Origin of the sequence: Pseudomonas gorinensis (genome assembly GCF_042015035.1) — a bacterium.
GTDB classification, from domain to species: domain Bacteria; phylum Pseudomonadota; class Gammaproteobacteria; order Pseudomonadales; family Pseudomonadaceae; genus Aquipseudomonas; species Aquipseudomonas gorinensis.
The window spans coordinates 2365320-2389203 of record NZ_CP167125.1 but is presented as its reverse complement, the minus strand read 5'-3'; the positions used below and the strand labels follow the sequence as shown (position 1 = coordinate 2389203).

Below are 23884 nucleotides of genomic sequence, written 5' to 3'. Positions count from 1 at the left end.
ATTTCCTTGGTGGTTGGTGTTGAATGGGTAGTGGGCGGTCAGTAGTGGATCACCGTGCGAATCGACTTGCCTTCATGCATCAGGTCGAAGGCCTTGTTGATGTCGTCGAGGCCCATGGTGTGGGTGACGAACGGGGCGAGATCGATCTCGCCTTTCATTGCGTCCTCCACCATGCCGGGAAGTTGAGTGCGGCCCTTGACCCCGCCGAAAGCCGAGCCCTTCCAGGTGCGACCGGTGATCAACTGGAACGGGCGCGTCGAAATTTCCTTGCCTGCACCAGCCACGCCGATGACGATCGACTGGCCCCAGCCACGATGTGCTGCTTCTAGTGCCGAGCGCATCACGTTGACGTTGCCGATGCACTCGAAGGTGTGATCGACACCCCAACCGGTCATCTCGATGAGAACCTCGTGAATCGGCTTGTCGAAGTCCTTCGGGTTGAGGCATTCGGTCGCGCCGAAGGTACGAGCCAGCTCGAACTTCGCTGGATTGGTGTCGATGGCGATGATGCGACCTGCCTTGGCCTGGCGTGCCCCCTGAATCGCAGCGAGCCCGATGCCGCCGAGGCCGAAGATGGCCACAGAGTCACCCGGCTGAACCTTGGCCGTGTTGTGAACAGCGCCGATGCCGGTGGTCACACCGCAACCCAGCAGGCAGACATGCTCGGGATTGGCGTCCGGGTTGATCTTGGCCAGCGAGACTTCGGCCACCACCGTGTATTCGCTGAAGGTCGAGCAGCCCATGTAGTGGTAGATCGGCTGGCCGTTGTAGCTGAAGCGGGTGGTGCCATCGGGCATCACGCCCTTGCCCTGGGTGGCGCGCACCGCGACACACAGGTTGGTCTTGCCGGACTTGCAGAACAGGCACTCGCCGCACTCGGCGGTATAGAGGGGAATGACGTGATCGCCAGGCTTCACGCTGGTCACACCTTCACCCACCTCCACGACGATACCCGCACCTTCATGACCCAGCACGACCGGGAAGAGACCTTCGGGGTCGTCGCCCGACAGGGTGAAGGCGTCGGTATGGCAAACGCCGGTGTTCGTGATCTTGATGAGCACCTCGCCCTTGCGCGGCGGCTCGACGTCGATCTCGACGATTTCCAGCGGCTTTCCTGGCCCGAAGGCAACTGCTGCACGTGATTTCATGATGTCGCTTCCTTTACTAGCTAACTAAATTTGCCCTCACCGAGGGCACCCTGGTGCCTCTACCGCAGATAGGAGCGGACGATAGAGATGGTCTCGTCAATGGACTTGTTCTGCGAATCGCTCCTGATTTCGCTACTGGGAAACTCTTCCCGCAGATAGCTCTCCAGAACGGTTGCCATCAATCCGTTGACTGCCCCACGAACGGCCGCAAGCTGCTGAAGAATTGCAGGGCATTCCGCACCTGCATCGAGCGCTTGCTCAAGAGTCGCTACCTGACCTTTGATGCGCCGGATGCGCGTCAGGGCTTGCTTCTTTTCTTCCGGGCTGTGTGGCATCGAACACCTCTCTACTTGGGTACACCGCCGCATTATACAATACTCCACCATAGTATATGCGGCCGAACTTCGCCACAAATTCTGTGCTCTTCGAGCACTATTACAGGCTAGTACAGATTTGTTCCCAAGAAGCGCAAAACATTCAAATCAATGAATATTTCTTGCATGTATCGACAGCATCGGGGCAAGTTCAAAACCGGTCAAACTGGAAAAATCTATGCGCAGATAGATATGGCCTATCTAAGCCAACTCATCGAGCTGAAGCTATCAAGATGAGACCGGCTAGGCGACCTGACGACCCGAGTACCGAGCCTTCCTCAGTGCAGGCAACATCTGGCCGTCCCAGTCACGATCGACCGCAACCTGGGCCTGTTCCTGGTTTCGTTCGAGGGCTTCAACGTCCAGATCAGCAATCGCCCATGTCTGCGTGCCGCAAGTCGTCGCGAGAATGCCATCCTCCGGGAATCCGCGATCCATGGGTGCATAGATCGTGGCCTCGCCAGTATTCGTGTCCAGCGCCGGGCTCCAGTCAGCAGCTCCGGTCGTCACGGCCTGCGCGATGAACATTCGGTTCTCCAGTGCCCGCGCCATGCAGCCCACACGGACCCGGGTTGCACCTGCTTGGGTGTCGGTACAGCTCGGGACCAGCAGCAGGCGCACTCCCGCCTCTCGCTGGGCTCGCACGGGCAATGGAAACTCACTGTCATAGCAAACAGCGATGCCGGCACGCACGCCTTTCAAATCGAACACCTTCAGTTCGTCGCCACCCTCGATGACGCCGGCGTCTTTCTCGAACCCCGTCAACTGCAATTTGTCTTGGTAGTCGCGTGTGCCGTCAGGCGCAAACCACCAAGCCCGGTTGCGGTAGCGGTCCAATCCAACCTGGGTCAAAAACGTACCGGCCTGAATGGTCATGCACAACTCGCGCGACAGGTCGGCATACAGTGCCAGCCACGCAGGCTGCAAGGCCTGCAGCGCGGCCAGAGAGGCGTTGAAATCATGGCGGATGCCAGGCTCGAACGTTGCAGCCAGTTCGAGGGATAGATACTCGGGCAACACGGCCAGTTCCGCCCCGCCACGGCGCGCCTCCTCCAGAACCAGCCGCTGCCGCGCAGCAAATGCCTCGAAGCCCGCGGGCTGACCCACTGAGTATTTCGCAACTGCTACTTTCATTTCGCGTTCTCCAGGGAGTGCAGCCACATCGTGAGCGTCTGCTCGGTTTCGCTCGGCTCACCCACCTGCTTCCAGGGCAGCGTAACCTTCATGTCCGACTGCCGCACGTAGCCGCGACGGGTCCAGAAGGGGTCATTACTGCGGTAGTTGGAAGGACGCCGGAGATCGTCGTCTGCACGATCCACCGACGCGAACGATGCCCACTGCATGCCGCCCAACGAACGGGCATGCGCTTCGCGCTCGTCAAAGAAGCGATGGCCCAGGCCAAGGCCCCGGAAGGCCGGGAGCAGGACTGATTCGCCACAGTAAAACACTGCCTCCACCGGGATTCCTCGATCGGCGAACGGCACATGGAAGGCCGGCTCCGCATCGCCGAGCGGCAACCCCGTGGACGCACCCACGACCACATCATCAGCGAGCGCGAGTACCAGCAGGCTGTCTGCCGAACGGGCGTACATGGCGAGGTAGTGCTTCTCGTATTCGGTGTCGCCCTCGTACAGGTAAGGAAAGCTGCGGAAGACGCTCGCCCGCAGGCCTGCCACGGCATCGAACCATTCGGCAATGTCCGGGCCACGACGAACCAGCACCTGCACGTCGCTGGTCATTTCAGGCGTCCCCTCCAACCTGTGCGATCCAGTCGCCGAGGTTGTAGTAGTTGGTGACACGAGCGATCTTGCCATCGCGGATCTCGAAGAACGCGCCGCCCGGCAGCACGTAGCGCTGGCCCTGGGCTTCCGGCAGCCCGTCGTCCGTCACCTTGTATTCGCCATGCACCACGTACTCCGCGCCTGCACGCAGGCCGTCGGCGCTGACCATCACCACGATCCCGCGCAGTTGCTCGCCATAGCAGCGGTCCATGCGCTGCAGGAAGGCGCGGAAGGCTTCGCGACCGACCTCACGAGCGCCCTGGTTCAAGTCGTGCGCGACGTCATCGGTCAACATTGACAGCATGGCCTCGCGGTCGCCGCGGTTGAAGGCGTCGTAGTAGGCAGTGATGAGAGTCGCAGCGTTCATTCGCGTTCCTTGTTGGGTTGTTCGGAGCGGAGCATTCCGGGGTGTTGTCAGTCTGGGCAACCGCGCTCTCCTTGTATATGGAATTGTTGCGATTTTATAATTCCACAATCTGGAACAATTAACGAGCAGCGAAACCGGCCATGAGGCGTGCGTCATGAACAAAGAAATGGAACTACTGCGCATCTTTCGGGTGGCGGCCGAAAGCAGCAGTTTTCGCGATGCGGCCGTCCGGCTGGGGACTTCTCCGCAAGGTGTAACCCGTGCCATCCAGCAACTGGAGCAACACTACGGCGAGGTGTTGTTTCATCGAAGCACGCGCCAGGTGCGCATCACCGCCTTCGGCGAAGGGCTGCTAGACCAAGTGCGCCCCGCATTGGAGCGGTTCGAGGATCTGTGGCGAACGCCTAGCTCCGACCAGCAGGCCTCTCTGTCCGGTACGGTTCGCATCACCGCACCGCACAGCTTGGGCACCAGAGCGGTGCTACCGGCACTGGAGCGCGTGGCCGCGCGTCATCCCGGCATCACGCTGGATGTGCGCCTGTCCGATCGCATCAGCAATACGGTTGACGAAGGGATTGACGTCGGGATCAGGGTCGGATTCATGCGCGATAGCCGCTTCGTCGCACGCAAGGCCGCCGACATGAGACTCCCCATCGTTGCCGCTCCGCGCCTGATCAAGAAAGTGGGCGTACCTGCAAACATCGATGCGCTAAGCAGCCTGCCAGTTACCGTGGCCTTGGATATCAATACCGGCCGTCCCTGGCCTTGGCACTTCAAGGCGGGACGCCAGTGGACACCTACCGCACCCACTCTCGTCGCCGACAATGCCGACATGGAAATGGGAGCGGCGCTGGCCGGGATCGCGTTCGCGCAACTGGCGGACTACATGGCCGCCCCCTACATTGCCAGCGGGAAGCTCGTGCGAGTGCTGGAGAACGAAGAACCTCCGGCATGGGGGTTGTACGTCTATCGGCCTCAGCGTGGCCCCATTCCGGGAAGGGTTCGAGCGGTATTTGATGAAATGCTGGTCGCCGTTGGATCGTTGCCAGCTTTGCGCTGACACGTCGCAAGACGCTGTAGGGCACACATCTTGGAAAGCGGGGCACTGAGCCTCGGCGGCTCACCCCTCCGGTTGAATGATGAACCGACCGTCTGCCCGCTTGCCCCAGATGCAGATCGGTCGGCCATGCAACCCAATGCCGGCGAACGATTAGATGTAAATGAATTGCCGGTACAACCCATCCAACTGACGACGAATGTCTTCGACGCGCTGCTCGTCACCGGTATCGGTAAATTCGAGTAGCTGCTGTTCCTTGGCAGTGATCTGATCGCAAAGGTCGGACAAGTTCTCGCAGAAAGCCTCGGAATGAACGGTGGGCTCCTCCGTATTCGTCTCTTCCCCTGCTAGTTTTCGCACAGACGAGGCTGGAGAAATCCCATTTTCCTCGTTAAAGGCAATTTGAAGCTGCCTGCGCCTATTGGTCTCATCGATCGCCTGCTTCATCGCCGGCGTCACCGCGTCGGCGTACAAGATCGCCTTGCCGTTTTCATTCCGAGCGACTCGACCGATCATCTGAATGAGCGCATGGGCCGAACGCAAGAACCCTGCACGGTCTGCATCGAGAATGGCAACCAATGATGCCTCTGGAATATCCAGCCCTTCGCGCAAAAGACTAATCCCAATCAAAACATCGAACTCTCCTGCGCGCAGGCCATTGATGATCTCAACACGATCCTCCGCTTTTATGTCCGAATGCATGTAGCGCGCTCGAATCCCGTTGTCCGTCAAGAAATCCGTTAGCTCTTCTGCACTGACCTTCGTCAGCGTAGTCACAAGCACTCGATTCTTTCTCTTCACGCACTTCGATATTTCGGCAAGCAGGTCATCTATGTATCCATCCGCTTTCCGCACTTCAACCTTGGGGTCAAGCAGTCCCGTTGGCCTGATAACCTGTTCGACAACCCTGCCTTTCGACACCCTCAGCTCGTAGTCGCCCGGAGTAGCGGAAACAAAGATGGTCTGAGGCTTGACCTTCTCGAACTCGTCAAAGTTCAATGGCCGGTTGTTCTTCGATGAAGGCAAACGGAACCCGTAATCGATCAGCGTGTCCTTGCGCGCCTGATCCCCCCGGTACATTGCGGATATCTGTGGCACCATGACATGAGATTCATCGACGAACAGCAGCCCGTCTTTCGGCAAATAATCCAGCAACGTGATCGGAGGAGAAGCTGCGTCTCGGTCGCTGAAGTAGCAGGAATAATTCTCCATCCCCGAGCAATAGCCGACCTCGCGCATCATTTCCACGTCATGCGTGATCCGCTCGTACAGCCTGATTGCCTCGACCAAGCGATTATTCCTGTTCAGCTCGGCAACCCGCTCTTCCATATCAGCGAGTATCTTTTTGGATGCAGAATCTATTTTGTTCGTGGGCGGCGCGAAAAGCGTTTTTGGCGAAACCAAATAATGGTCTATCTCTCCCAACGTCTTGCCGGTAACAGGGTCCATCCATTGGACAGACGCAACAGTGTCATCCAACAGTTCCACCCGAACCGCCCTGTACTCGGAATCAGCGGGGAAAATGTCAATCACATCACCTTGGACGCGGAACGTTGCACGCTTGAGAGTGCGCTCCGTGCGATCATATTGCAGCAAAGCCAAGCGACGAATTAGCTCTCTCTGGTTTAGTTTGACCCCAGGGGACAGAGCGATCTGTAGCGCTCGGTATGCATCTGGATCACCCAGGCCGTAGATTGAAGACACCGAAGCGACGACGATCACGTCACGACGCTCAATCAAGGATTTGGTCGTGGACAGGCGCAGGCGCTCAAGGTGGTCATTGATGGCCGAGTCCTTTGGAATGAAACGATCGGTGCCCGGCATATAGATTTCGGGCTGAAAATAATCGTAGTAGGAAACGAAGTACTCGACCGCGTTCTCAGGAAAGAAGTGCTTCATTTCACCATAAAGCTGCGCGGTCAACGTCTTGTTAGGAGCCAAGATCAACGTAGGCCGCTTCAGACGATGAATCACATTGGCCATGGTGAAGGTCTTACCTGAGCCGGTGATACCTTTCAGCGTCTGGTGCGTCGCACCTTCTTCTATGTCCGACAGCAGGCGCGCTATCGCCTCTGGCTGGTCCCCCGCCGGCGTATAGTTGGAGTGCAGAATAAACATACCGGTTGACATTAGATATCTCCTAATTGAGCTACTTCAATTTGTCCTGATGTATCGGCTATTCCAGAAGACCTATAGCAGTACCAAACTGGGGTGTAAATGACGGCGATCCTGCCGCGCCCCACCTGGGCGTAGGCGTCGCCAACATGATAGCCCAGCACATGGGCGGGCTTCCCAGTGCATATCCGCCGATCGCCACGACGTCAGCCAGCGGCCCGTCTGCCAATGCACCTGGAGCCACTCGCCTCGTTGAGCGCTGACATCGAGCCGTGGCGGGCGAGGTTGCTCTGTACGCCCAATGTGTGGCGCCGGCTCCCGCCGATACGCGCCTTTGTCTCTCTCAGCCCTCCAGACGAGGCGTTGGAAACGTGGAGCTACGTCAATGTCATCAACTTAAGGAATTTTTCCTATAAATATCATATAATTAGCGCTAAATTCAGCGCATAGGAGAAACCCTTTTGGCCCCTCATTCCACACCGTTTGACACCGCCCAGCAAACCCTGGCTTGAAAATTGTACAAAAAATAACCAGTCAGCTCGATTGTCCCGACTTCATCGATACCCACCGCCAGCGCCCTCACGACTTTACCCGCCGACGCCAACTGACCTTCAAGAACCTCGTCCTGTTTTTGCTCAATCAGCCACGCACCGCCCTGCAAACCGAGCTCGATCAGTTCTATCGCGTGCTCAACCAGGCCTCGGCCGAGACCCAGGTGGTCACCGCGCAGGCCTTCAGCAAGGCGCGCGGCAAGCTCAAGCCCGAGGTCTTCGAGAGCCTCAACCAAACCCTTCAGCAACAGCTCGACAGCCTCGGGCTGCGCCAGACGTGGCGCGGGTTACGGGTACTCGCCGTGGACGGCTCGACCGTCCATTTACCGCTGGAGTCGGTCATGACGCGCTTTTTCGGCTGCCATAGCGAGTTTCCCGTTGCCCGTCTGTCCATGCTCTACGACGTCGCCGACGGCCAGACGCTACACAGCCTGATCGTGCCATCCGCAGTCGGCGAGCGCGATTGCGCCCATCTGCACCTCGAGCATCTGCCCGCTGACAGCCTGACGTTGTTTGATCGCGGCTACCCCGGACACTGGCTGTTTGCGCTGTTCGAGCAGCACCGGCGACATTTCCTGATGCGCCTGCCGTGTGGCTACAACGCGCAGGTCAAACAGTTTCTCCGCTCGGGGCAGACAGAAGACACGCAGTTCTTCTCTGCCAGTCATCCCGAGGCGCGCCTGTTCTGTACCGAGGCCGGCGTCGATCCCGCGGGCCGGGTCGAATTGCGCCTGATCCGGGTCGAGCTAGCCAGCGGTGAAAGCGAAGTGCTGCTGACCTCCCTGCTGGATCGACAGGCCTTCCCGGCCGAGGTGTTCGCGGATCTTTACCACCGCCGCTGGGGCATCGAAACGGACTACCGCCGCCTCAAGCAGACCCTCTGCCTCGACAACTTTAGCGGCCGTAGCGTGACGGCCGTGAAGCAGGACTTTCATGCCGGGCAACTGCTGAAAAACCTAGCGCTGCTGATGCAACATCTGCTGCAACCGGTCATCGAGCAGCGCCACAAAGGCCGCAAGCTGCGCTGGAAGGTCAACTTCACCCAAGGGGTGTCACGCCTCAAGAACACCCTGGTCGACCTGCTGGTACGCCCCGGTGTGCAGGGGCTGGCCAACGTGATGGAGTTGATGGCCAACAGCCTCAGCGCTGTGCGCCCGGGCCGCAGCTTCCCGCGCCAGCGTATGCGCCTGGCCAGTCGCGGCTGCGAGGGCTACAAACCGACGCGCTAAGAACAAGCAGCACCCGAACTGCACCGCAAAAAAGCTGGCCAGACAGCGGCCGGCACGCGCTCGCCCGGAAAACGAGAAATCCCGCCCGCCGAGGCGAACCGGCATCCATTAAGCTGGCGTCTGGGTCGCACATGCGCTGAACTGGGGAGCAAAACCAGTGAAGGCACTGCTGCAACCGCGCGTCCAAGCCCCGGGATTTCTTGCCCCGGCCAGGGCTGGGGGCTTAAGTTGATGACATTGGGAGCTACGTCGCCCCTCTAAAGATGCACGATCTCAACATTCGGCCATTTGCCTGCAAGGTACTCGGCCACTAGCCTCCGATGGCAGTGATGGGGCTTGTCTTCGCTGCAAAGCAGGCAACTGTTATCAATCTTTTCTTTATCGATTGACTCAATCTTTCGGGACGACATTAAATCCAGAAATTTACTGGCGTAGATATCCCAATCTCCCCCTTTTATTTTATATTCCTCGAACATGTCTTTGGTTGGAGCAAGTGCTGGTAGATGTTCATATTCCATCCCACACAACGCCTCGGAAAAATATCGAAGATCCTCGCGTTTAGCGAATCCGGCCAATTGCGAAACATTATTCAGGCGAACATCGACAAGGCGCTTGGCACCAGAAGCACTTAACTTGGTGAAGAAGGACCGCGCGGAGGTCTTAGTGAATCCAATCGTGAATATCTTCATCTGCCTTATTCCCCTCGTTCCTTCATCCATAAATGGCTGTTATTGAGCTACCGCCAGGCATGCCCGTCAATCGCAGCTAAGGAAACGCTGGGGGCATGGTGTACTAGCTGCGCCACAACGGCCATGGCAGGCTCCATTCTCTCGCCGCTTCAACGGCCACGACCCGAACAGCTCAAGAGCTTAGCACCGCCTTTTGCGGTTGCGTGCCTCACCACTCACGCTTACTCCCTTCCAGAACGCGCCAACTGCTAAGCTACATGAGGACGACTCGCCCACAGCGCAAAGCACCTGTGTTCGCGCTATTGGCTGTCCCGTGCGTTGTGGTGCTGACCGTCGATGACGAGTCGAACCTACTGTATGGACACTGCGCGCGGCAGCCTTTCATGCGTGCCAGCTACGTGCCCAAGGTTGGACGCGGATCGAAGCGTGCGCAGGGTTTTTCGTGAAAGTATAAAATCCAATCAACTTTATCAGAAGAAAATATATGATCGTAAGAAACTTTGAATACTTGCTTGCTTTGCACCGTGAAGGCCATTTTGGCAACGCGGCCAAAAGCTGCAATGTTTCTCAGCCGACACTCTCCGCGGGCATTAAGCAATTGGAGGAAGACATGGGTGTCGAGATCGTGCGTCATGGCCGACGCTATGACGGCCTCACTTCTGAAGGGATGCGCGTACTGTCTTGGGCTCAGCAGATGTATGACGACTGCAAAGGGCTGGAGCGAGAACTCTCCGCACTACGGCGAGGTATAGAGGGGCAATTCCGGCTAGGGATACTCCCAGGAACTGCCGGTGTAGCGCCCACATTAAGCATCGCCCTTGCTGAAAAAACACCCTTACTTCAACAATCAGTTCTGGTTTCCGGCGCTTCTTCCCTGCTACAGGCGATTCGAGAAAACAATTTGGATATCGCACTCATGCATTTGGAGGATATCCCAGGGGAAGACTTCGATACTCACCTTCTGTACCGTGAACGCATTTTCCTTTTTCACGCCGCGAGAACACAGCAACCCCGAAGCACAACGTGGGACCATGTTCTCAATAGACAACTCTGCGTGCTGAACTCGGCAGTACCTGAACCCATTCAAGATAGGCTGATGCAATGTACCGCGCAGACTATTCGCACTGATTCAATTGACGTGCTATCGGCACACGTGGCGACAGGAAAATATTCGGCAGTTCTTCCGCAATCTCTCGCCGGCCAACTCGCGCACATTCCAAATCTCCACGCAATCGCAATCAATGGACCAATGTCGCACTCAAATGTCGGATTCGTTGCTGGGAAAAATGCGTTCGAGGCACCGTCATCGCGTGCATTGCTCGAAATGGTGCACACCCCCGAACTCGCCGCCACTCTTCAATCCGTTATATCGATCCATCGTCGGTTCCAGCCCAAAGCAGACTCATCTCAAAGCCCCCTGAAATAGCGAGTCTTGAAGAGCAACTCTGTATTGCTTCAACCAGGCGAAGATTGCAGGCATGCCGTGTGCGCCGCTAACAGGCGCCACGTGCTGAGCAACCCATCGAAGGCCACTAGGTCCAGGGGCAACTCGGGGGGCAGGAGTACCTGCTGCATGCGGCCTCCTCATGTCTCGCTGGGTCGAGCTGACTGTTCCTAGATCAAGCTAGGAGGCGCGATGTAGCGATGATCGTTGCCCTCTCCCGGCTAGGAGACGAGCACGGCTCGACGATCCCGCGTAGATAGATCGTGCCTATCTGCACATAGATTATTCCAGTTTGACCACTTCTGAGCTTGATCCGATGCTGTCAAGACCGCAGAAGGAGACGCGACCAACGGCTAGGCAATACCACGATCGTTCTTCTTGACAGCGGTAAATTTCGTTTCCCACTTCGATTTAGAAGATGGAAACATTAACGCACAGAGGTGACGAAATGACTCCGACCGGTAACCGAATCGTGACTTTCGAGAAGCCCTTGGAAATGAAGGTCAACACCTTCAAATTTCCAGAGCTGATAACCCCTCAAGGGAAAAGCGCACCCCATGGCGCTATCCTCAAAATAGTTACCACAAATATCTGTGGCAGCGACCTTCACATTTATCGCGGTTCGTTTGCTGTTCCCAAGGGAATGACCATGGGCCATGAAATGACCGGCGAAGTGATCGAAGTGGGATCAGACGTCGAAGTCGTGAAGAAGGGCGACATCGTTTCCGTTCCCTTCAATGTGGGGTGTGGGCGTTGCTACAACTGCAAGCATATGCGCTCCGATGTATGCGAGAACACCAACCCCGAAATCGACTGCGGAGCCTACGGGTTCAACCTCGGTGGCTGGACGGGGGGGCAAGGTGATTATCTCTTCGTACCGTATGCGGATTTCAATCTCCTTCGCTTCCCTGACAAGGATGCCGCCATGGAAAAAATCCGCGACCTGACCCTTCTCTCTGACGTATTACCCACAGCTTTCCATGGGTTCGCTGGCCCAGACTGGCCAGCCGCGCCGGCCTACGTCGTCGGCGAAAACATCCTGATCTTCGGTGCCGGGCCGGTCGGCAGAGCGGGTGCCGCCTGCGCCAGACTTCTGGGTGCAGGCGCCATCATCGTTGCCGATTACATTCAAGAGCGGCTGGACCTTCTCAAGCCACACGGCGTGGAAACCATCAACCTTTCCGACGGCGTGCCGATCGAGGAGCATCTCGAACGCATTACCGGGCACAGGGAGGTGGATCGCGTCATCGACTATGTTGGTGTGGACTGCCGCGGGTTTGGCGCGGAGGCTGACAAGATCGTGGAGAGCGCTGTTACCAACGCAATGCTCAAATATGTCCGCTTCGGCGGAATGACCAGTACGGTCGGTGTGTACTGCGCAAACCCGATCTCGAAAGACCCGAAAGCCAAGAAAGGCCATATGGATCTGGAATGGTCCAACGCCTGGATCAAGTCGCCGCGAATGTCGGCTGGTCAATCTCCGACGGCCAACTACAACCACGCGTTAATGCGGGCGATACTGAACGATCGCATGCCTTACCTTTCGCCGATGATGAACACTAAGTTCATCAAGCTCGAAGACGCGCCCGCCGCGTACAAAGAGTTCGACGCGGGTTCTGCATACAAGTACGTCATCGACCCGCATGGTTCAGTGCGGCATTAAGCATCCGGCGCGGGCTAAGCATCAGGATGTCTCACACTTTCTGGTGAGAGGCATTCTGGTCCCGCCAGTCTCCGGGCAGCAACTGGAGCCGGCGAATATTTTCGCCGGCATTTGCCGTCTGCCCCAGGGTACTTGCCTTGGCTCGGACCAGGAGCAGAGCCTCAGCAATCCGCAGGTGATGATCAACCGCAAGCGTGTTCAAGCGCTTGGTTCGCAATCGGCCAAGGGTCAGACGGGGACGATGCACGGCATCCATTGACGTGCGTGGCTGGAGATAGCCTTCGTCTGATCCTTATCACCCCACGGACTTGACAGGCTCGCCTGGTGTTGTGCCTGCCTCGGGCCATCGCACGGTCAACCCAGCCCTGGCTCATTCAGCCAGAAGTTTCCAATGATGTGGCCGAACTCGCCGCCGCCAGAATGGCAGTCACTTCTATAGGGAGATAGCACAGTGTTGGATAAGTCGGAACGGGAGGGTGGCCTATGGAGCTGCGCCATCTTCGCTGCTTCGTAGTTCTTGCTGAGGAGCTACATTTCACGCGGGCGGCTGAGCGCCTGCATATCGAACAACCACCGCTATCACGAGCCATCAAGGAACTTGAGGACGAGTTGGGCGTAGTGCTCTTCGACCGAAACCGACGAGGAACAGTTCTAACGGCGGCGGGCGCGGTCTTCTTGCAAGATGTTCGCCGTCTATTCACAGTGCTGGAACAGGCTCGTGAAAATGCCAAGGCTGTGGCATCGGGCTTGCGCGGTAGCCTGCGCATCGCTGTATCAGATGGGGCTATCGATCCACGGCTGTCGGCATTTCTGGCTCGTTGCCGCGCCGAGGAGCCGGAGATCGAAATACGCTTGTCAGAAGTGCCTCTGGCAGAGCAAGTGCGTGGCTTGCGTTCGGGCGACTTCATGATCGGGTTCGCGCACACGGGCGATGTCGGCGACGGTATCGCTGCCGAACCAATCTGGCACGACCCGCTGGTGATTGCGGTGCCAGCTCGTCACTCATTGCTCACCTACAAGGAGGTGCCACTTCAAGAACTTCAAGGCCATCCACTTGTCCTGTGCGACCCGCAGGTATGCGAGGGCTATTGCCGCGAACTCAAGCGGCTGCTCAACACGTTGGAGCACAAGCTGAATGTTGTCGAGGAAGTGTCCTCGCTGGACATGATGCTCACGTTGGTCGGCGCCGGCTACGGCATCGGCTTCATGACGGCGACCAAGATTCCCATCTCCCAACGGCCGGATGTGGTGATCCGCCCCTTGGCGATGGATTCTGCCGTGATCACCACCTACCTGCTTCGGCCCGACGGCGGCAATTTATCGGCTTCGGTGGAGCGATTTATCGTTCGCCTTCGCGACTCTTCGGACGGTTGACGGAGCCTGGCAGGCTAGACACTCAGGGATCAGTGTCGGCACGCAGATTGCGTTCGGTCGCCGTCATCAGGTCAGCCGCGCTTATTCCAAGTGCCGTAGAAATTTTCAGTATGAGCGGAAGCGTGGGCACGTGCTCACCACGCTCGATCTTACCCATGTGAGAACGCGAAATGCTTGCCCGAGATGCGAACTCGTCTTGCGCGACTCCTTGAGCGACGCGCGCAGCGCGCACGGCCTGTCCGAAGGCTAACGCCGACTCGGATTCATACGTCGATGTGCCAGAAGGACGGCCTGGCTGAATTGTTGATTTCTGCATTAGCAGAAGCGTCAAACAATCTGCCACAATTAACCACGTTAAAGATAACGACGTTAAACTTCACTCTTTCCTGCAACGCTGGTTTGCCTTTCTGGACAGATCGCTTATTGGGGGCCCTCATGCATGACGCCACCAGCCAGTTTTCCCATTTCAGGCTTGCTATCGCGCCCGGAGTGCCATCCTCTTGCCTCACAACGCTTCTTGCCCTACAGCGCGCGGAGGAACCAGAAGTCACCATCACGTTCTTTGAGACCTCAGCCGATGATCTGTTGACGGGCCTTGAGGAAGGCCGCTACGACGCTGGAATGACGCTTCGGAACGCTGGTGCTCCGGCCGTGAAAAGCCAACCGCTCTGGGTGGAGAACGTGGCTGTTGCAGTGCCGCTGGGGTCCCCCTTAGTTGCCCAGGCGAAGATCACGCTTGCCGAGCTTCTGGACTATCCGGTGTTTCGCTGGCCGGCGGAGGCTTGCCTACTGCTGGATCAGCGACTGTCCTTTCTTCCGTTGAGCCAGCAGAGCATTCAGCACGTGACTTCGTTCGAGATGATGGCGCTTTGGGTGACCGCTGGCTACGGAGTGGGGCTCTCCGCGCAATCGCGCATTGAGCGTGCCCATGCGTGGGGGATCACTATGCGACCGCTTTCAGACGGCCCCTACGAGATCGTGACATATCTGCAGCGGCCCCACGGACGAGCCAATGTTGTTTCTGAGCGGTTCGAGCACAGGGCAATGTTGGTTGCCAGGGACAGGGCGGCTTGCTCGAATACCCCATAGCCCGCTCTCGCCGAGGCTGCGTGCGGGTAATTGCAGCGGCACGCGCCTGTTAGCGCGCCAGTGATAGCGCTTCCATCTCTGGCAATATGATGAATTAACATGGTCTTTGGAGGCACGAATGGTTGGAAGTGGTTGGGATCGAGTACCAATTGACTCGCAAAGCATCGATGCGCCGCTGTCGCGCGCGGCGGTGTTTCTCACGTTGACAGTCGCCGAGGGCCACGAGGCCCTTCAGGCGGTCGCCGGCGTCTTGGACGGGCTGGACGACCTGATCAAAACGGTGGGCTTCCGCGATCTCAACGGCCGGCTGTCGTGCATCACTGCACTGGGATCGGCGCTATGGGACCGTTTCCAGACCGGGAAGCGCCCGAAGGAACTACGGCCCTTCGTGCCCATCGAGGGTGCCAAGCACACCGCGCCTGCCACGCCCGGCGACCTGTTCTTTCACATCCGTGCCGAACGCGAGGACCTCTGTTTTGAATTCGAGCGCCTGCTGCTGGACCAACTGGGCAGCAGCGTGACGGTGGCCGACGAGGTGGTCGGTTTTCGCTACTTCGACTCCCGCGACCTGCTTGGCTTTGTCGATGGCACGGCCAACCCGACCGGGCACGACATCGGCGCCTCGACGCTGGTCGGCAGTGAAGATCAGGCGTTCGCCGGCGGCAGCTACTTGGTGGTGCAGAAGTATCTGCACCAAATGCAGCCGTGGGCTCGGCTCGCCAAGGACGAGCAAGAGCGGATCATCGGCCGGGAGATCGTCAGCAATGTCGAATTGCCCGACGCGACGAGCGGCCAGAAATCGCACAAGACCCTCGCCACGATCGTGGACGACGACGGCACCGAGCACGACATCCTGCGCGACAACATGCCCTTCGGCCGCCCCGGCCAGGGCGAATATGGCACCTACTTCATCGGCTACTCCAGGCATCTGTGGGTGACGCAGAAGATGCTGGAGCGCATGTTCCTCGGCGATCCGCCAGGCATGCACGACCGCCTGCTCGATTTCTCGACGGCGCACACCGGCGCCGTGTTCTTCGCTCCCGCACCGCGCACGCTGAGCGAACTCGTGGAGGCGGTGCAAGCGTAATGCAGGGGCCGCAAGGCCCCTGCAAGGTTTGAGAGCCCTATGCTCCGTCTAGAACTACTGCGCTATCCACCAGCCGACGAACGCTTTGCCGCACATCCTCGGGGATGGGGTACGGGGCAATGGCCTCGGGCATATCCGCATAGTGCTGGTAGTCGCCCATGATGACCTGGATGATCGCCGGCACGTTGGTCGGCGTGACCGCATCAATGGCCGCGCGGTCCCCCAGGTCAGGGTGCGGCTGGGTCAGCATGCGGTACAGATCCCACGAATCCGCGTGCGGGCACTGGTTCATGAGCACCTGGGCCAGCTTGTGCTTGAGCGGCACCAGTTGCCAATCGGGAACACGCTGCCCCCGATTGCCCAAACTGATGGACAGCAACTTGCCCGCTTTCAGTTCGCGGTTGATCTGGTCCTTGGACTTTCCGGCCAGCTTGCCGAACAGCGGGACCGGCAAGCTGCTTGGAGACTCGTAGATGGTCAGCATTTCCTCGCGCTCGCGCTGGATCGCGGACACTTCCGGCTCTGGGGCATGCGTCGGAGGCGGCGGTACCTGAGACAGCCGCTGGAACGTGATGCCGCCGTTGCTCGGGGTTACGACAATAGGCGTGGCCACGACGGGCGGGACGCCGGGAGGAGTGGGCTCGGCCATCGCGAGGGTCGCATCCACCGCTTCCTCCACTTCTGCCATCGCCGGCACCCCGTCGATACGGATGGTCAGATGCGCGCTCGCGGCTTCCACTTCGCCCTGTTCGAGCAGGTCGAGCCGATCGGCCCAGTCCTGCATCATCCGACGGCGCGGCTCAACGTACTTGGCGTGGTTGTAGGACGAACTCACCTTGTTGGGGTCGGAATGGGAAAGCTGCGCGTCCACCCAAATCTTCGGGTAGCCAATCTCGTTGAGCGCCGTCGAGATAGTGCCGCGGATGCCGTGGCCGGTCAGGCGCCCCTCATAGCCCATGAGCTGCACGGCCTTGTTGAGGGTGTTCTCGCTGATGCGCTTCTTGAGTTCGCTGCGGTGTGACAGCAAGTACTTCTGCGCCGGCCGCATCACCCCCAGGAGATAGCGCACGATCTCGATGGCCTGCAGGGATAGCGGCACGATATAGGGGGGCACATCCTGCGGCCGCTTCCCTGCCTTGCGCATTTCATCCTGGAGCTGCTTGACGATCTGCGGTGGGATGATCCACAAGCCCCTGTCGAGGTCGAACTGTTCGGGTTCGGCCAATCGCAGTTCGCCGGTGCGCACCCCGGTCAGGAACAGCAGCCGGACGCCAAGCTGGGTCTGCCAGCCACGGGGGTTGTAGAGCCGGAGCTTCTGGAGGAACTCGGGCATCTCGGGCAGGTGCAGGTAGGGATTGTGGGCTACGGGGGGCTTGGGCTCTGCCACCACGTCCAGGTCGGCGGCCGGGTTGACTTCCAACCCCTCGGCAATGACCAGGGCATAGCGGAACAACTGGTTGAACCAGGTGCGGACCTTCTCGGCGGTGGTGAACGCCTTGCGTTTCTCGATCGCCGCCAAGACGCCCAGGAGTTGGGGGCGGCGAATGTCGTAGATCGACATTCTTCCCAGGGTGGGCAACACGTCCTTGTTGAAGATGCGCAGGATCTGCGACAGCGTGCTTTGACGGCCTTCCTTGAGTTCCTTGCGGCGATGCTCGACCCAGGCATCGAAGACGGTCTTGAAGGTGTATTCGCCCGCCAGCTTGGCCGCGTGCCGTTTCTGGTCGCGCTCGACCTGAGGATCGATCCCCCTGGCGAGCAGGGCCTGGGCCTTGTCTCGCTCGATCCGGGCCTCGCGCAGGCTGAGAGCAGGATAGCCGCCCAGGCACAGGCGCTTTTGCTTGCCCAGCCAGTAGTAGCGGAATTGCCATGACTTGCCGCCTGCGGCTGAGACCATCAGGCCCAGGCAGTCGTTGTCGGAGAGGGTGTAGCGTTTTCCGGTGGTCTTCGCCTGCCGGACGGTCAGATCAGAGAGCGCCATTTCGAGACTCCTAAGTAATGACTTAGGCCCTATGCTCGTCATGGTCCCCGCTCAGCCCCAGCAACTATCCGGTAGCCGACCCACCCGTATTCTTGTGCCTTATTTGGTCACTCAAAAACGGTAGCTGTGGGTGGATTTCCGTGGCACTCGCTGGAATGAAAAAAGGAGCCGAAGCTCCTTTTTTCAATGACCTACAGACCCCAGTAGAAGTCTGTGGATCAAAATTTGGAGCGGGAAACGAGACTCGAACTCGCGACCCCGACCTTGGCAAGGTCGTGCTCTACCAACTGAGCTATTCCCGCATTGGCGTCCCCTAGGGGACTCGAACCCCTGTTACCGCCGTGAAAGGGCGGTGTCCTAGGCCACTAGACGAAGGGGACACGCTACTGAAACACATGGTGTGTATTCCAGTGCCCAGAGGCCTCACCCGAAGATGTGGTCCTGGTTTCACTCAGTGCCGCCCGAGGGCAACACTGCTTAAAAATTGGAGCGGGAAACGAGACTCGAACTCGCGACCCCGACCTTGGCAAGGTCGTGCTCTACCAACTGAGCTATTCCCGCATTGGCGTCCCCTAGGGGACTCGAACCCCTGTTACCGCCGTGAAAGGGCGGTGTCCTAGGCCACTAGACGAAGGGGACACACGTACAACATTCACTCCCTACCGCGTTTCGCTGTGTGCTTTACGCTGTAAGTGGCGCGCATTCTATGGATGGATTGAAAGGTCGTCAACCCCCAAGGATAAATTTATTTAAATCAATGACTTCGCCCCCGTTTACCGGCCTGCTCAGGCATTCTGCCCGTCCGCCCCTTGACGCCTATATTCTGACGCCCTACAAGACGCTATAGTTCGCTCCAGCAAATGATGGCAATGTGCATCCATGCAGGGAGCGCTGACCTATATAGAAGAAACTACCTGGGCAACTGGTCGAAGAGTCCTATCCGTCGGTTGTTCCAGTCACTACACTCAACAGCAAACCCTATAAAGAGGTCACACCGGTGACACCACTCATGATCACCCTGCTGGTAATAGCCGGGATCGTAATACTGATCGCCATTGGCTACATGAACCACGTGGTGGAAAACAACAAACTGGAAAAGAAGCGCACCGAGATCGAACTCAATGATCGGCTGCGTCGCTGCGGTGAAATCACCGAGACTTTCCCTGGCCAGTTGATGACCCCGGCGCTCAAGTTGTTGCTGACCCGCCTGGAACTCAACGTCAACCAACGCCTGTTGCACCTCAATAGGACCAACGCCGCGGTCAAGGCACGGATCGCCGAGCTCAATGCCCTGGTGGCCCAGGGTGAGTCGATTCCGGTCAACAACCCGCCCGCCCCGATCCAGACCGAAACCAAAGCCAAGGACGTGCGTTTCCTGCTGGAAGCCCTGCACGGCCAGGTCACCCGCGCCGCCCAGGATGGTTTCCTGCCGACCAACGAGGCCAAGCACTGGATAAAGGAAATTCGGCATATCCTGGTGCTGCTGCATATCGAGTTCTTCAATAACCTCGGCCAGCATGCCTTGCAGCAAGGCCAGCCGGGCCAGGCACGCCTGGCCTTCGAACGTGGCGTACAGTACCTGCGCAAACAGCCCGAACCGGTGCTGTACAGTGCGCAGCTGCAATTGCTGGAGTCGCAGCTGGCTCGCGCCAACTCCACGGTGCTGACCAACAGCAAGCCTGCCGAAGACGAAGTCAACGAACTGACGGAAGGCCTGAAAGTCGTCGACGCCGACGCCGAGTGGAAGAAGAAAGTCATCTACGACTGATCCCCACCGCCATGTGGCGACCGCCGTCGCCACATGCCATCACTTTGTACCTATCCCCCCGCTCTCGACTAGCGTAAAAAAGTGCCCCTCACTCCGTGAAGTTAGAGGCCTGCTATGCCTGTCGCCGTGATTGATGGACAACCGCTGCACTATCTCGACCTGGGTAACGGCCCAGCGGTGCTCCTGGGTTCAAGCTACCTGTGGGATCGCGATATGTGGGCGCCGCAGATTGAAGCCCTGTCGCAACAGTACCGCGTGCTCGTCCCCGAACTGTGGGGGCACGGCGAGTCGGGCCCGCTGCCCGCGTCAACCCGCTCCCTCGACGACCTGGCGCGCCAGGCCCTGGCCCTGCTCGATCAGTTGGAAATTGCCCAGGTCAACCTGGTCGGCCTGTCGGTCGGCGGCATGTGGGGCGCACGCCTGGCGTTGCAGGCACCTGGGCGCGTCAACAGCCTGGTGCTGATGGACACCTACCTCGGCGCCGAGCCCGAAGCCACGCGCCAGTACTATTTCTCGCTGTTCAAGATGATCGAAGACACCGGCGCGATCCCCGAGCCCTTGCTGGATGTCATCGCACCGATCTTCTTCCGCCCCGGCATCGACCGCGAATCCGCGCTGTACCAGGACTATCGCAGGGCCCTGCAGTCATTCTCCCGGGAACGCCTGCTGCACAGCATCGTGCCCCTGGGCCGGCTGATCTTCAGCCGCTCGGATGTGCTGGAGCAATTGCCACGCCTGGATGCCGACACCACCCTGGTGATGTGCGGCGAGCAGGACAAACCGCGCCCACCCGCCGAGTCCGACGCCATGGCCAAGTTGATTGGCTGCAGCCTGACCCTGATCCCAGACGCCGGGCATATCTCCAGCCGGGAGAATCCGGACTTCGTCAATGAAGCCCTGCTGACCTTCCTCGCCAACCACGCCTGATCGCCCTGCCTTTTGATCGCCGCCAGCACGCGGCGATCAAAGGCGGAAGTGCCCCACCATCCCCTTCAGCTCCGCCCCCAACTGCGCCAGCTGGATGCTCGACGCGGCGTTGCCTTGCATACTCAATGCCGATTGATCGGCACTCGCGCGGATGCTGGTGACGCTACGATTGATCTCTTCGGCCACCGAGCTCTGCTGCTCGGCGGCGGCGGCGATCTGTTGGTTCATCTGCTGGATCAATGACACCGCGACGGCAATGCTGCCCAAGGCGCTTTCGGTTTCCAGCGCATCGCTCACCGCCAGTTTCACCAGCTCGCCACTCTGCTGGATCTGCTGCACCGACGACTGCGCCGCAGCGCGCAGGGTGCTGACCAGACGCTCGATTTCCTCGGTCGACTGCTGGGTGCGCTTGGCCAGCGCGCGCACTTCATCGGCCACCACCGCAAAACCACGGCCTTGCTCGCCGGCCCGGGCCGCTTCGATTGCCGCATTCAAGGCGAGCAAGTTGGTCTGTTCGGCCACGCTTTTGATCACGCTCAACACCGTGCCGATGTTCTGGATTTCCGTACTCAGGCTGTCGATGCTGGCACTGGCATGGGCGCTGGAAGTGGCCAGCAACTCTATGCGCTGCAAACTCTGGCGTACCACCTGCTGGCCACTGTCGACCTTGTCATCCGCCGTCTGCGCCGCTTGTGCAGCCTCCTCGGCGTTGCGCGCCACATCGTGCACCGTGGCGGTCATCTGGTTCATCGCGGTCGCCACTTGCTCGGTTTCTTCCTTCTGGCTGCTGACCTCGACGTTGGTCTGCTCAGTCACGCTGGATAACGTATGCGCCGAACTGGCCAGTTGCTCAATACCCGCCTGCAACCCGCTGACCATGTGGCTAAGGCCATTGCCCATCTGCTGCATGGCCTGCATCAGTTGGCCGATCTCATCGCGGCGATCAACCTCCATGCGCCCACTCAGGTCTCCGGCGGCAATCTGCTGGGCCACCGCAATCACACTGCGCAGCGGCGCCACGATCAACCGGGTGATCACCCAGGCAGCGATCAGCCCCACCAACAATGCCAAGGCTGACGAGCCAACGATCAACATCGCGCTTTCCTTCAGTTGCGCCTGCATCGATTGGTCTTCGGTGGCGTAGGCCTGGTTGACTCGGCTGACCACTTGATCGGCGCGGTCATGCAACTGCTTGTAGACCACCTTTTCCTGGGCCAGCAGGCCGGTGTATTCACCGAGCTTTTCACTGAACGAGGCAATATGCCCGGACACTTCGTTAAGCACCGTCTGGTAACCCGGGTCCTTGACCGAAGTTTTCAGTTGTTCGACCTGGGCCAGGGCCTGGTCGGCCTGCTCGATCTTGCCCTGCTGAGAGTCATCGGCGTCGGCCTTGCGGCTCTGGTCGAGGCGCACATGGGCTTCGTTCATGGCTTGCAACATCAAGCGCGAGACCTGGCTGACCTGCCCCGCCTGCTCGATAAACTCGGCACCTTCCTTGCCCTGGCTCTCCTTGAGACCATACGCGCCATCGTCCGCCAGGCCGGCCTGCAACACGTCGAGGTTATTGGCCACGCTGGACACCGACCAGGTGGCCATTTCCAGGGCCAGGTCCTTGGTTTGGGTCAGCTCGACAAACTCATCGAATGCCTTGCGATAAGCCGCCAGGGCCTGCTCCACATCGGTCATCACTGGCACATTGGCGGCGGACTCTGCCTTGAGCCTGGCCGCCAGCGCCGCCAACGCGTCGACGCTCTCATGCAGGGCATCGACAGCCTTGGGGTCGGCGTGCAGCGCGTAGTCCTGCTCGATCAAGCGCACCTTGAACAGGCCGCTGTTGAGCGAAGACATTGCCTTGAGGCCTTCGAAACGCTGGCCAACGGTTTGCAGGGACCACACACCGATGGCCGCCACCAAAGCTGTCAGCAGCAGGACAAGAAGGAAGCCCAAGCCCAGTTTTTTCGCCATACCGAGGTTGGCGAAACGTCGTTGCACGGCCGAAATCATTGCACTTGAATCCTCTTGCAATGGCAGATGCCATAAGCCCGGTTTACAAGAAGCGAGATTCGCAACCCCAAGGCATTGAGCACAAGCTGTTGGCGCCGGAATAATGGCAAAAAGCTACACGCTCGTCGTTTTCAGAATGGTCGAGGTCGATCTGGTAGGGCCCAAGGCGCGGAATAACGCAAGTGCCCGTTGATCATCAGCATAGGCCACATTGATGCGCAGCCACTCACTGGATTCACCCGTCGGGTTGAACAGCGCCCCCGGTGACAACAAGACGCCGAACTTGCGCGCATATGCCTGCAGCCGCGAACGATCCGCCACGGCAGGCCGCGCCCACAGGAACATCCCGCCGGCAGGCACGGCAAAGACCTGCCATTCCTCATCCTCCAGTACCTGCAAGGTGGCGGTCATCTGCGTGCCCAGGCGTTTGCGCAGGCGCTGCACCCACTTGCGGTAGGTACCATTGGCCAGCAACGTGGCCACCACCGCCTCGGCAAAGCGCGAAGTACCGATGCCGGTCAGGGTCTTGAGGTGAGCCAAGCGGGCAATGAGCGCAGTGCTGGCGCTGAGGTAGCCCACCCGCAAGGCGCTACTGAGGGTCTTGGAAAAACTCGAGACATAGATGACCCGGTCATCATGGGGCAGCGCCGACAGTCGCGTGCAGCTGGCGTGTTGCAGGTCGCCGTAGACATCCTCTTCGATGATCAGGAAATCCTCACGGCGTGCCAGCTCGATCAAACGCTCGGCGACCGCGCGGCACAGGCTGGTGCCGGTGGGGTTGTGATAGAGGCTGTTGATGAACAGGCACGTGGGGTGATGCCGTTGCAGCAGCGCCTCCAGCGCCGGGATGTCCGGGCCGCCACGGGTCCGAGGCACTTCCAGCAACGTGACGCCATGATGCGCCAATTGGCGATAGAGGTTGCCATAGCCTGGGGTCTCGACCACGACGGTGTCGCCCGCCTTGAGCAAGGTGCGTATCAACAGGTCCTGGGCATGGCTGGCGCCCTGGGTGGTGAGAATGCGATCGAGGCTGGTGGCCACGCGGATCTGGGTCAGGCGCTTGAGCAACTGCTCGCGCAACGCCGGCAACCCCAGCGGCGTACTGTAGTTGAACAAACCGCCGGTATCGGTGCGACAGATTTCGCGAATCGCATAGCTGATGTCATCACTTTCGCGCCAGGCGTCCGGCAACCAGCCACACCCCAGTTTCAGTTCACCCAATGGGCTATCGTGTAT

19 protein-coding genes, 4 tRNA genes and 2 pseudogenes are annotated in these 23884 nt (G+C 59.1%); 9 read left to right on the top strand and 16 right to left on the bottom strand.

Annotation, left to right across the window (positions count from 1 at the left end; all coding sequences use genetic code 11):
* Positions 1-38 precede the first annotated feature (38 nt).
* From AB7933_RS10990 to AB7933_RS10970, 5 genes are all read right to left on the bottom strand, one after another.
* Positions 39-1148, bottom strand: a complete 1110-nt coding sequence (locus tag AB7933_RS10990) for an S-(hydroxymethyl)glutathione dehydrogenase/class III alcohol dehydrogenase (protein WP_007182549.1) — start codon at positions 1146-1148, stop codon at positions 39-41.
* Between the two features lie 59 nt (positions 1149-1207).
* Positions 1208-1483, bottom strand: coding sequence for a formaldehyde-responsive transcriptional repressor FrmR (gene frmR / locus AB7933_RS10985; protein WP_007182548.1), 276 nt, complete (start codon positions 1481-1483; stop codon positions 1208-1210).
* 282 nt (positions 1484-1765) lie between these two features.
* Positions 1766-2656, bottom strand: a complete 891-nt coding sequence (locus tag AB7933_RS10980; protein WP_007182547.1) for a carbon-nitrogen hydrolase family protein — start codon at positions 2654-2656, stop codon at positions 1766-1768.
* Entirely contained in the window at positions 2653-3261 is a 609-nt protein-coding gene (locus tag AB7933_RS10975) for a GNAT family N-acetyltransferase (protein ID WP_007182546.1), read from the bottom strand. The genes AB7933_RS10980 and AB7933_RS10975 overlap by 4 nt, the downstream gene beginning before the upstream one ends.
* Position 3262: 1 nt before the next feature.
* Positions 3263-3670 (bottom strand): ketosteroid isomerase-related protein, encoded by a 408-nt coding sequence (locus AB7933_RS10970; protein ID WP_017514126.1) that lies wholly within the window; start codon positions 3668-3670, stop codon positions 3263-3265.
* Between the two features lie 154 nt (positions 3671-3824).
* Between AB7933_RS10970 and AB7933_RS10965 the strand changes: the two genes are divergently transcribed.
* On the top strand, positions 3825-4730 hold the full coding sequence (locus AB7933_RS10965) for a LysR family transcriptional regulator (protein ID WP_020924945.1): 906 nt from the start codon (positions 3825-3827) through the stop codon (positions 4728-4730).
* 150 nt (positions 4731-4880) lie between these two features.
* Here AB7933_RS10965 and uvrB read toward each other — a convergent pair whose 3' ends face one another.
* Positions 4881-6857: an excinuclease ABC subunit UvrB gene (gene uvrB, locus AB7933_RS10960; RefSeq protein WP_020924944.1), complete on the bottom strand. Its 1977-nt coding sequence runs from the start codon at positions 6855-6857 to the stop codon at positions 4881-4883.
* Positions 6858-7350: 493 nt separating this feature from the next.
* Here uvrB and AB7933_RS10955 point away from each other — a divergent pair, with 493 nt between their 5' ends.
* Positions 7351-8622 carry an IS4-like element ISPa45 family transposase gene (locus AB7933_RS10955; protein ID WP_020924943.1) on the top strand — a complete coding sequence of 424 codons (1272 nt, stop codon included), beginning with the start codon at positions 7351-7353 and terminating at the stop codon, positions 8620-8622.
* Between the two features lie 257 nt (positions 8623-8879).
* Here AB7933_RS10955 and AB7933_RS10950 read toward each other — a convergent pair whose 3' ends face one another.
* Positions 8880-9311, bottom strand: a complete 432-nt coding sequence (locus tag AB7933_RS10950) for a DUF488 family protein (RefSeq protein WP_023835768.1) — start codon at positions 9309-9311, stop codon at positions 8880-8882.
* Positions 9312-9795: 484 nt separating this feature from the next.
* Here AB7933_RS10950 and AB7933_RS10945 point away from each other — a divergent pair, with 484 nt between their 5' ends.
* The 3 genes from AB7933_RS10945 (at position 9796) to AB7933_RS10935 (ending at position 13792) form a co-directional block, all read left to right on the top strand.
* Positions 9796-10737, top strand: a complete 942-nt coding sequence (locus AB7933_RS10945) for a LysR family transcriptional regulator (RefSeq protein ID WP_028698648.1) — start codon at positions 9796-9798, stop codon at positions 10735-10737.
* 466 nt (positions 10738-11203) lie between these two features.
* Positions 11204-12418 (top strand): glutathione-independent formaldehyde dehydrogenase, encoded by a 1215-nt coding sequence (locus tag AB7933_RS10940; protein WP_023093406.1) that lies wholly within the window; start codon positions 11204-11206, stop codon positions 12416-12418.
* A gap of 483 nt (positions 12419-12901) precedes the next feature.
* Positions 12902-13792: a LysR family transcriptional regulator gene (locus tag AB7933_RS10935; protein WP_023103878.1), complete on the top strand. Its 891-nt coding sequence runs from the start codon at positions 12902-12904 to the stop codon at positions 13790-13792.
* Between the two features lie 22 nt (positions 13793-13814).
* Here AB7933_RS10935 and AB7933_RS10930 read toward each other — a convergent pair whose 3' ends face one another.
* Positions 13815-14108, bottom strand: coding sequence for a helix-turn-helix domain-containing protein (locus tag AB7933_RS10930; RefSeq protein WP_009459591.1), 294 nt, complete (start codon positions 14106-14108; stop codon positions 13815-13817).
* A gap of 119 nt (positions 14109-14227) precedes the next feature.
* Here AB7933_RS10930 and AB7933_RS10925 point away from each other — a divergent pair, with 119 nt between their 5' ends.
* Both AB7933_RS10925 and AB7933_RS10920 read left to right on the top strand, forming a co-directional pair.
* Entirely contained in the window at positions 14228-14881 is a 654-nt protein-coding gene (locus tag AB7933_RS10925; RefSeq protein WP_023106332.1) for a substrate-binding domain-containing protein, read from the top strand.
* Between the two features lie 118 nt (positions 14882-14999).
* The gene (locus AB7933_RS10920) at positions 15000-15968 is read left to right on the top strand and encodes a Dyp-type peroxidase (protein ID WP_020924940.1); all 969 of its coding nucleotides are present in this window, start codon (positions 15000-15002) and stop codon (positions 15966-15968) included.
* 37 nt (positions 15969-16005) lie between these two features.
* On the opposite strand, the gene AB7933_RS10915 is transcribed toward AB7933_RS10920, so the two are convergent.
* The 5 genes from AB7933_RS10915 to AB7933_RS10895 all read right to left on the bottom strand — a co-directional run bounded on the left by AB7933_RS10915 (position 16006) and on the right by AB7933_RS10895 (position 18588).
* Positions 16006-17949, bottom strand: coding sequence for a tyrosine-type recombinase/integrase (locus AB7933_RS10915; RefSeq protein WP_009876631.1), 1944 nt, complete (start codon positions 17947-17949; stop codon positions 16006-16008).
* A 226-nt stretch (positions 17950-18175) separates the two neighbouring features.
* A tRNA-Gly gene (locus AB7933_RS10910) sits at positions 18176-18251 on the bottom strand.
* Positions 18252-18253: 2 nt separating this feature from the next.
* Positions 18254-18329, bottom strand: a tRNA-Glu gene (locus AB7933_RS10905).
* Positions 18330-18434: 105 nt separating this feature from the next.
* A tRNA-Gly gene (locus tag AB7933_RS10900) sits at positions 18435-18510 on the bottom strand.
* A 2-nt stretch (positions 18511-18512) separates the two neighbouring features.
* Positions 18513-18588, bottom strand: a tRNA-Glu gene (locus AB7933_RS10895).
* A gap of 358 nt (positions 18589-18946) precedes the next feature.
* Between AB7933_RS10895 and AB7933_RS10890 the strand changes: the two genes are divergently transcribed.
* Positions 18947-19717 (top strand): hypothetical protein, encoded by a 771-nt coding sequence (locus AB7933_RS10890; protein WP_024074338.1) that lies wholly within the window; start codon positions 18947-18949, stop codon positions 19715-19717.
* A 114-nt stretch (positions 19718-19831) separates the two neighbouring features.
* Positions 19832-20644 carry an alpha/beta fold hydrolase gene (locus AB7933_RS10885; protein ID WP_024074337.1) on the top strand — a complete coding sequence of 271 codons (813 nt, stop codon included), beginning with the start codon at positions 19832-19834 and terminating at the stop codon, positions 20642-20644.
* 36 nt (positions 20645-20680) lie between these two features.
* Here the strand turns inward: AB7933_RS10885 and AB7933_RS10880 are convergent, their stop codons facing one another.
* From AB7933_RS10880 to AB7933_RS10870, 3 genes and pseudogenes are all read right to left on the bottom strand, one after another.
* The gene (locus AB7933_RS10880) at positions 20681-21523 is read right to left on the bottom strand and encodes a methyl-accepting chemotaxis protein (protein WP_371858394.1); all 843 of its coding nucleotides are present in this window, start codon (positions 21521-21523) and stop codon (positions 20681-20683) included.
* Positions 21524-21541: 18 nt separating this feature from the next.
* Positions 21542-21739 (bottom strand): annotated as a pseudogene (locus AB7933_RS10875) (HAMP domain-containing protein); the annotation flags it as partial.
* A gap of 1023 nt (positions 21740-22762) precedes the next feature.
* A pseudogene (locus AB7933_RS10870) lies at positions 22763-23878 on the bottom strand (PLP-dependent aminotransferase family protein); the annotation flags it as partial.
* Positions 23879-23884: the final 6 nt, after the last annotated feature.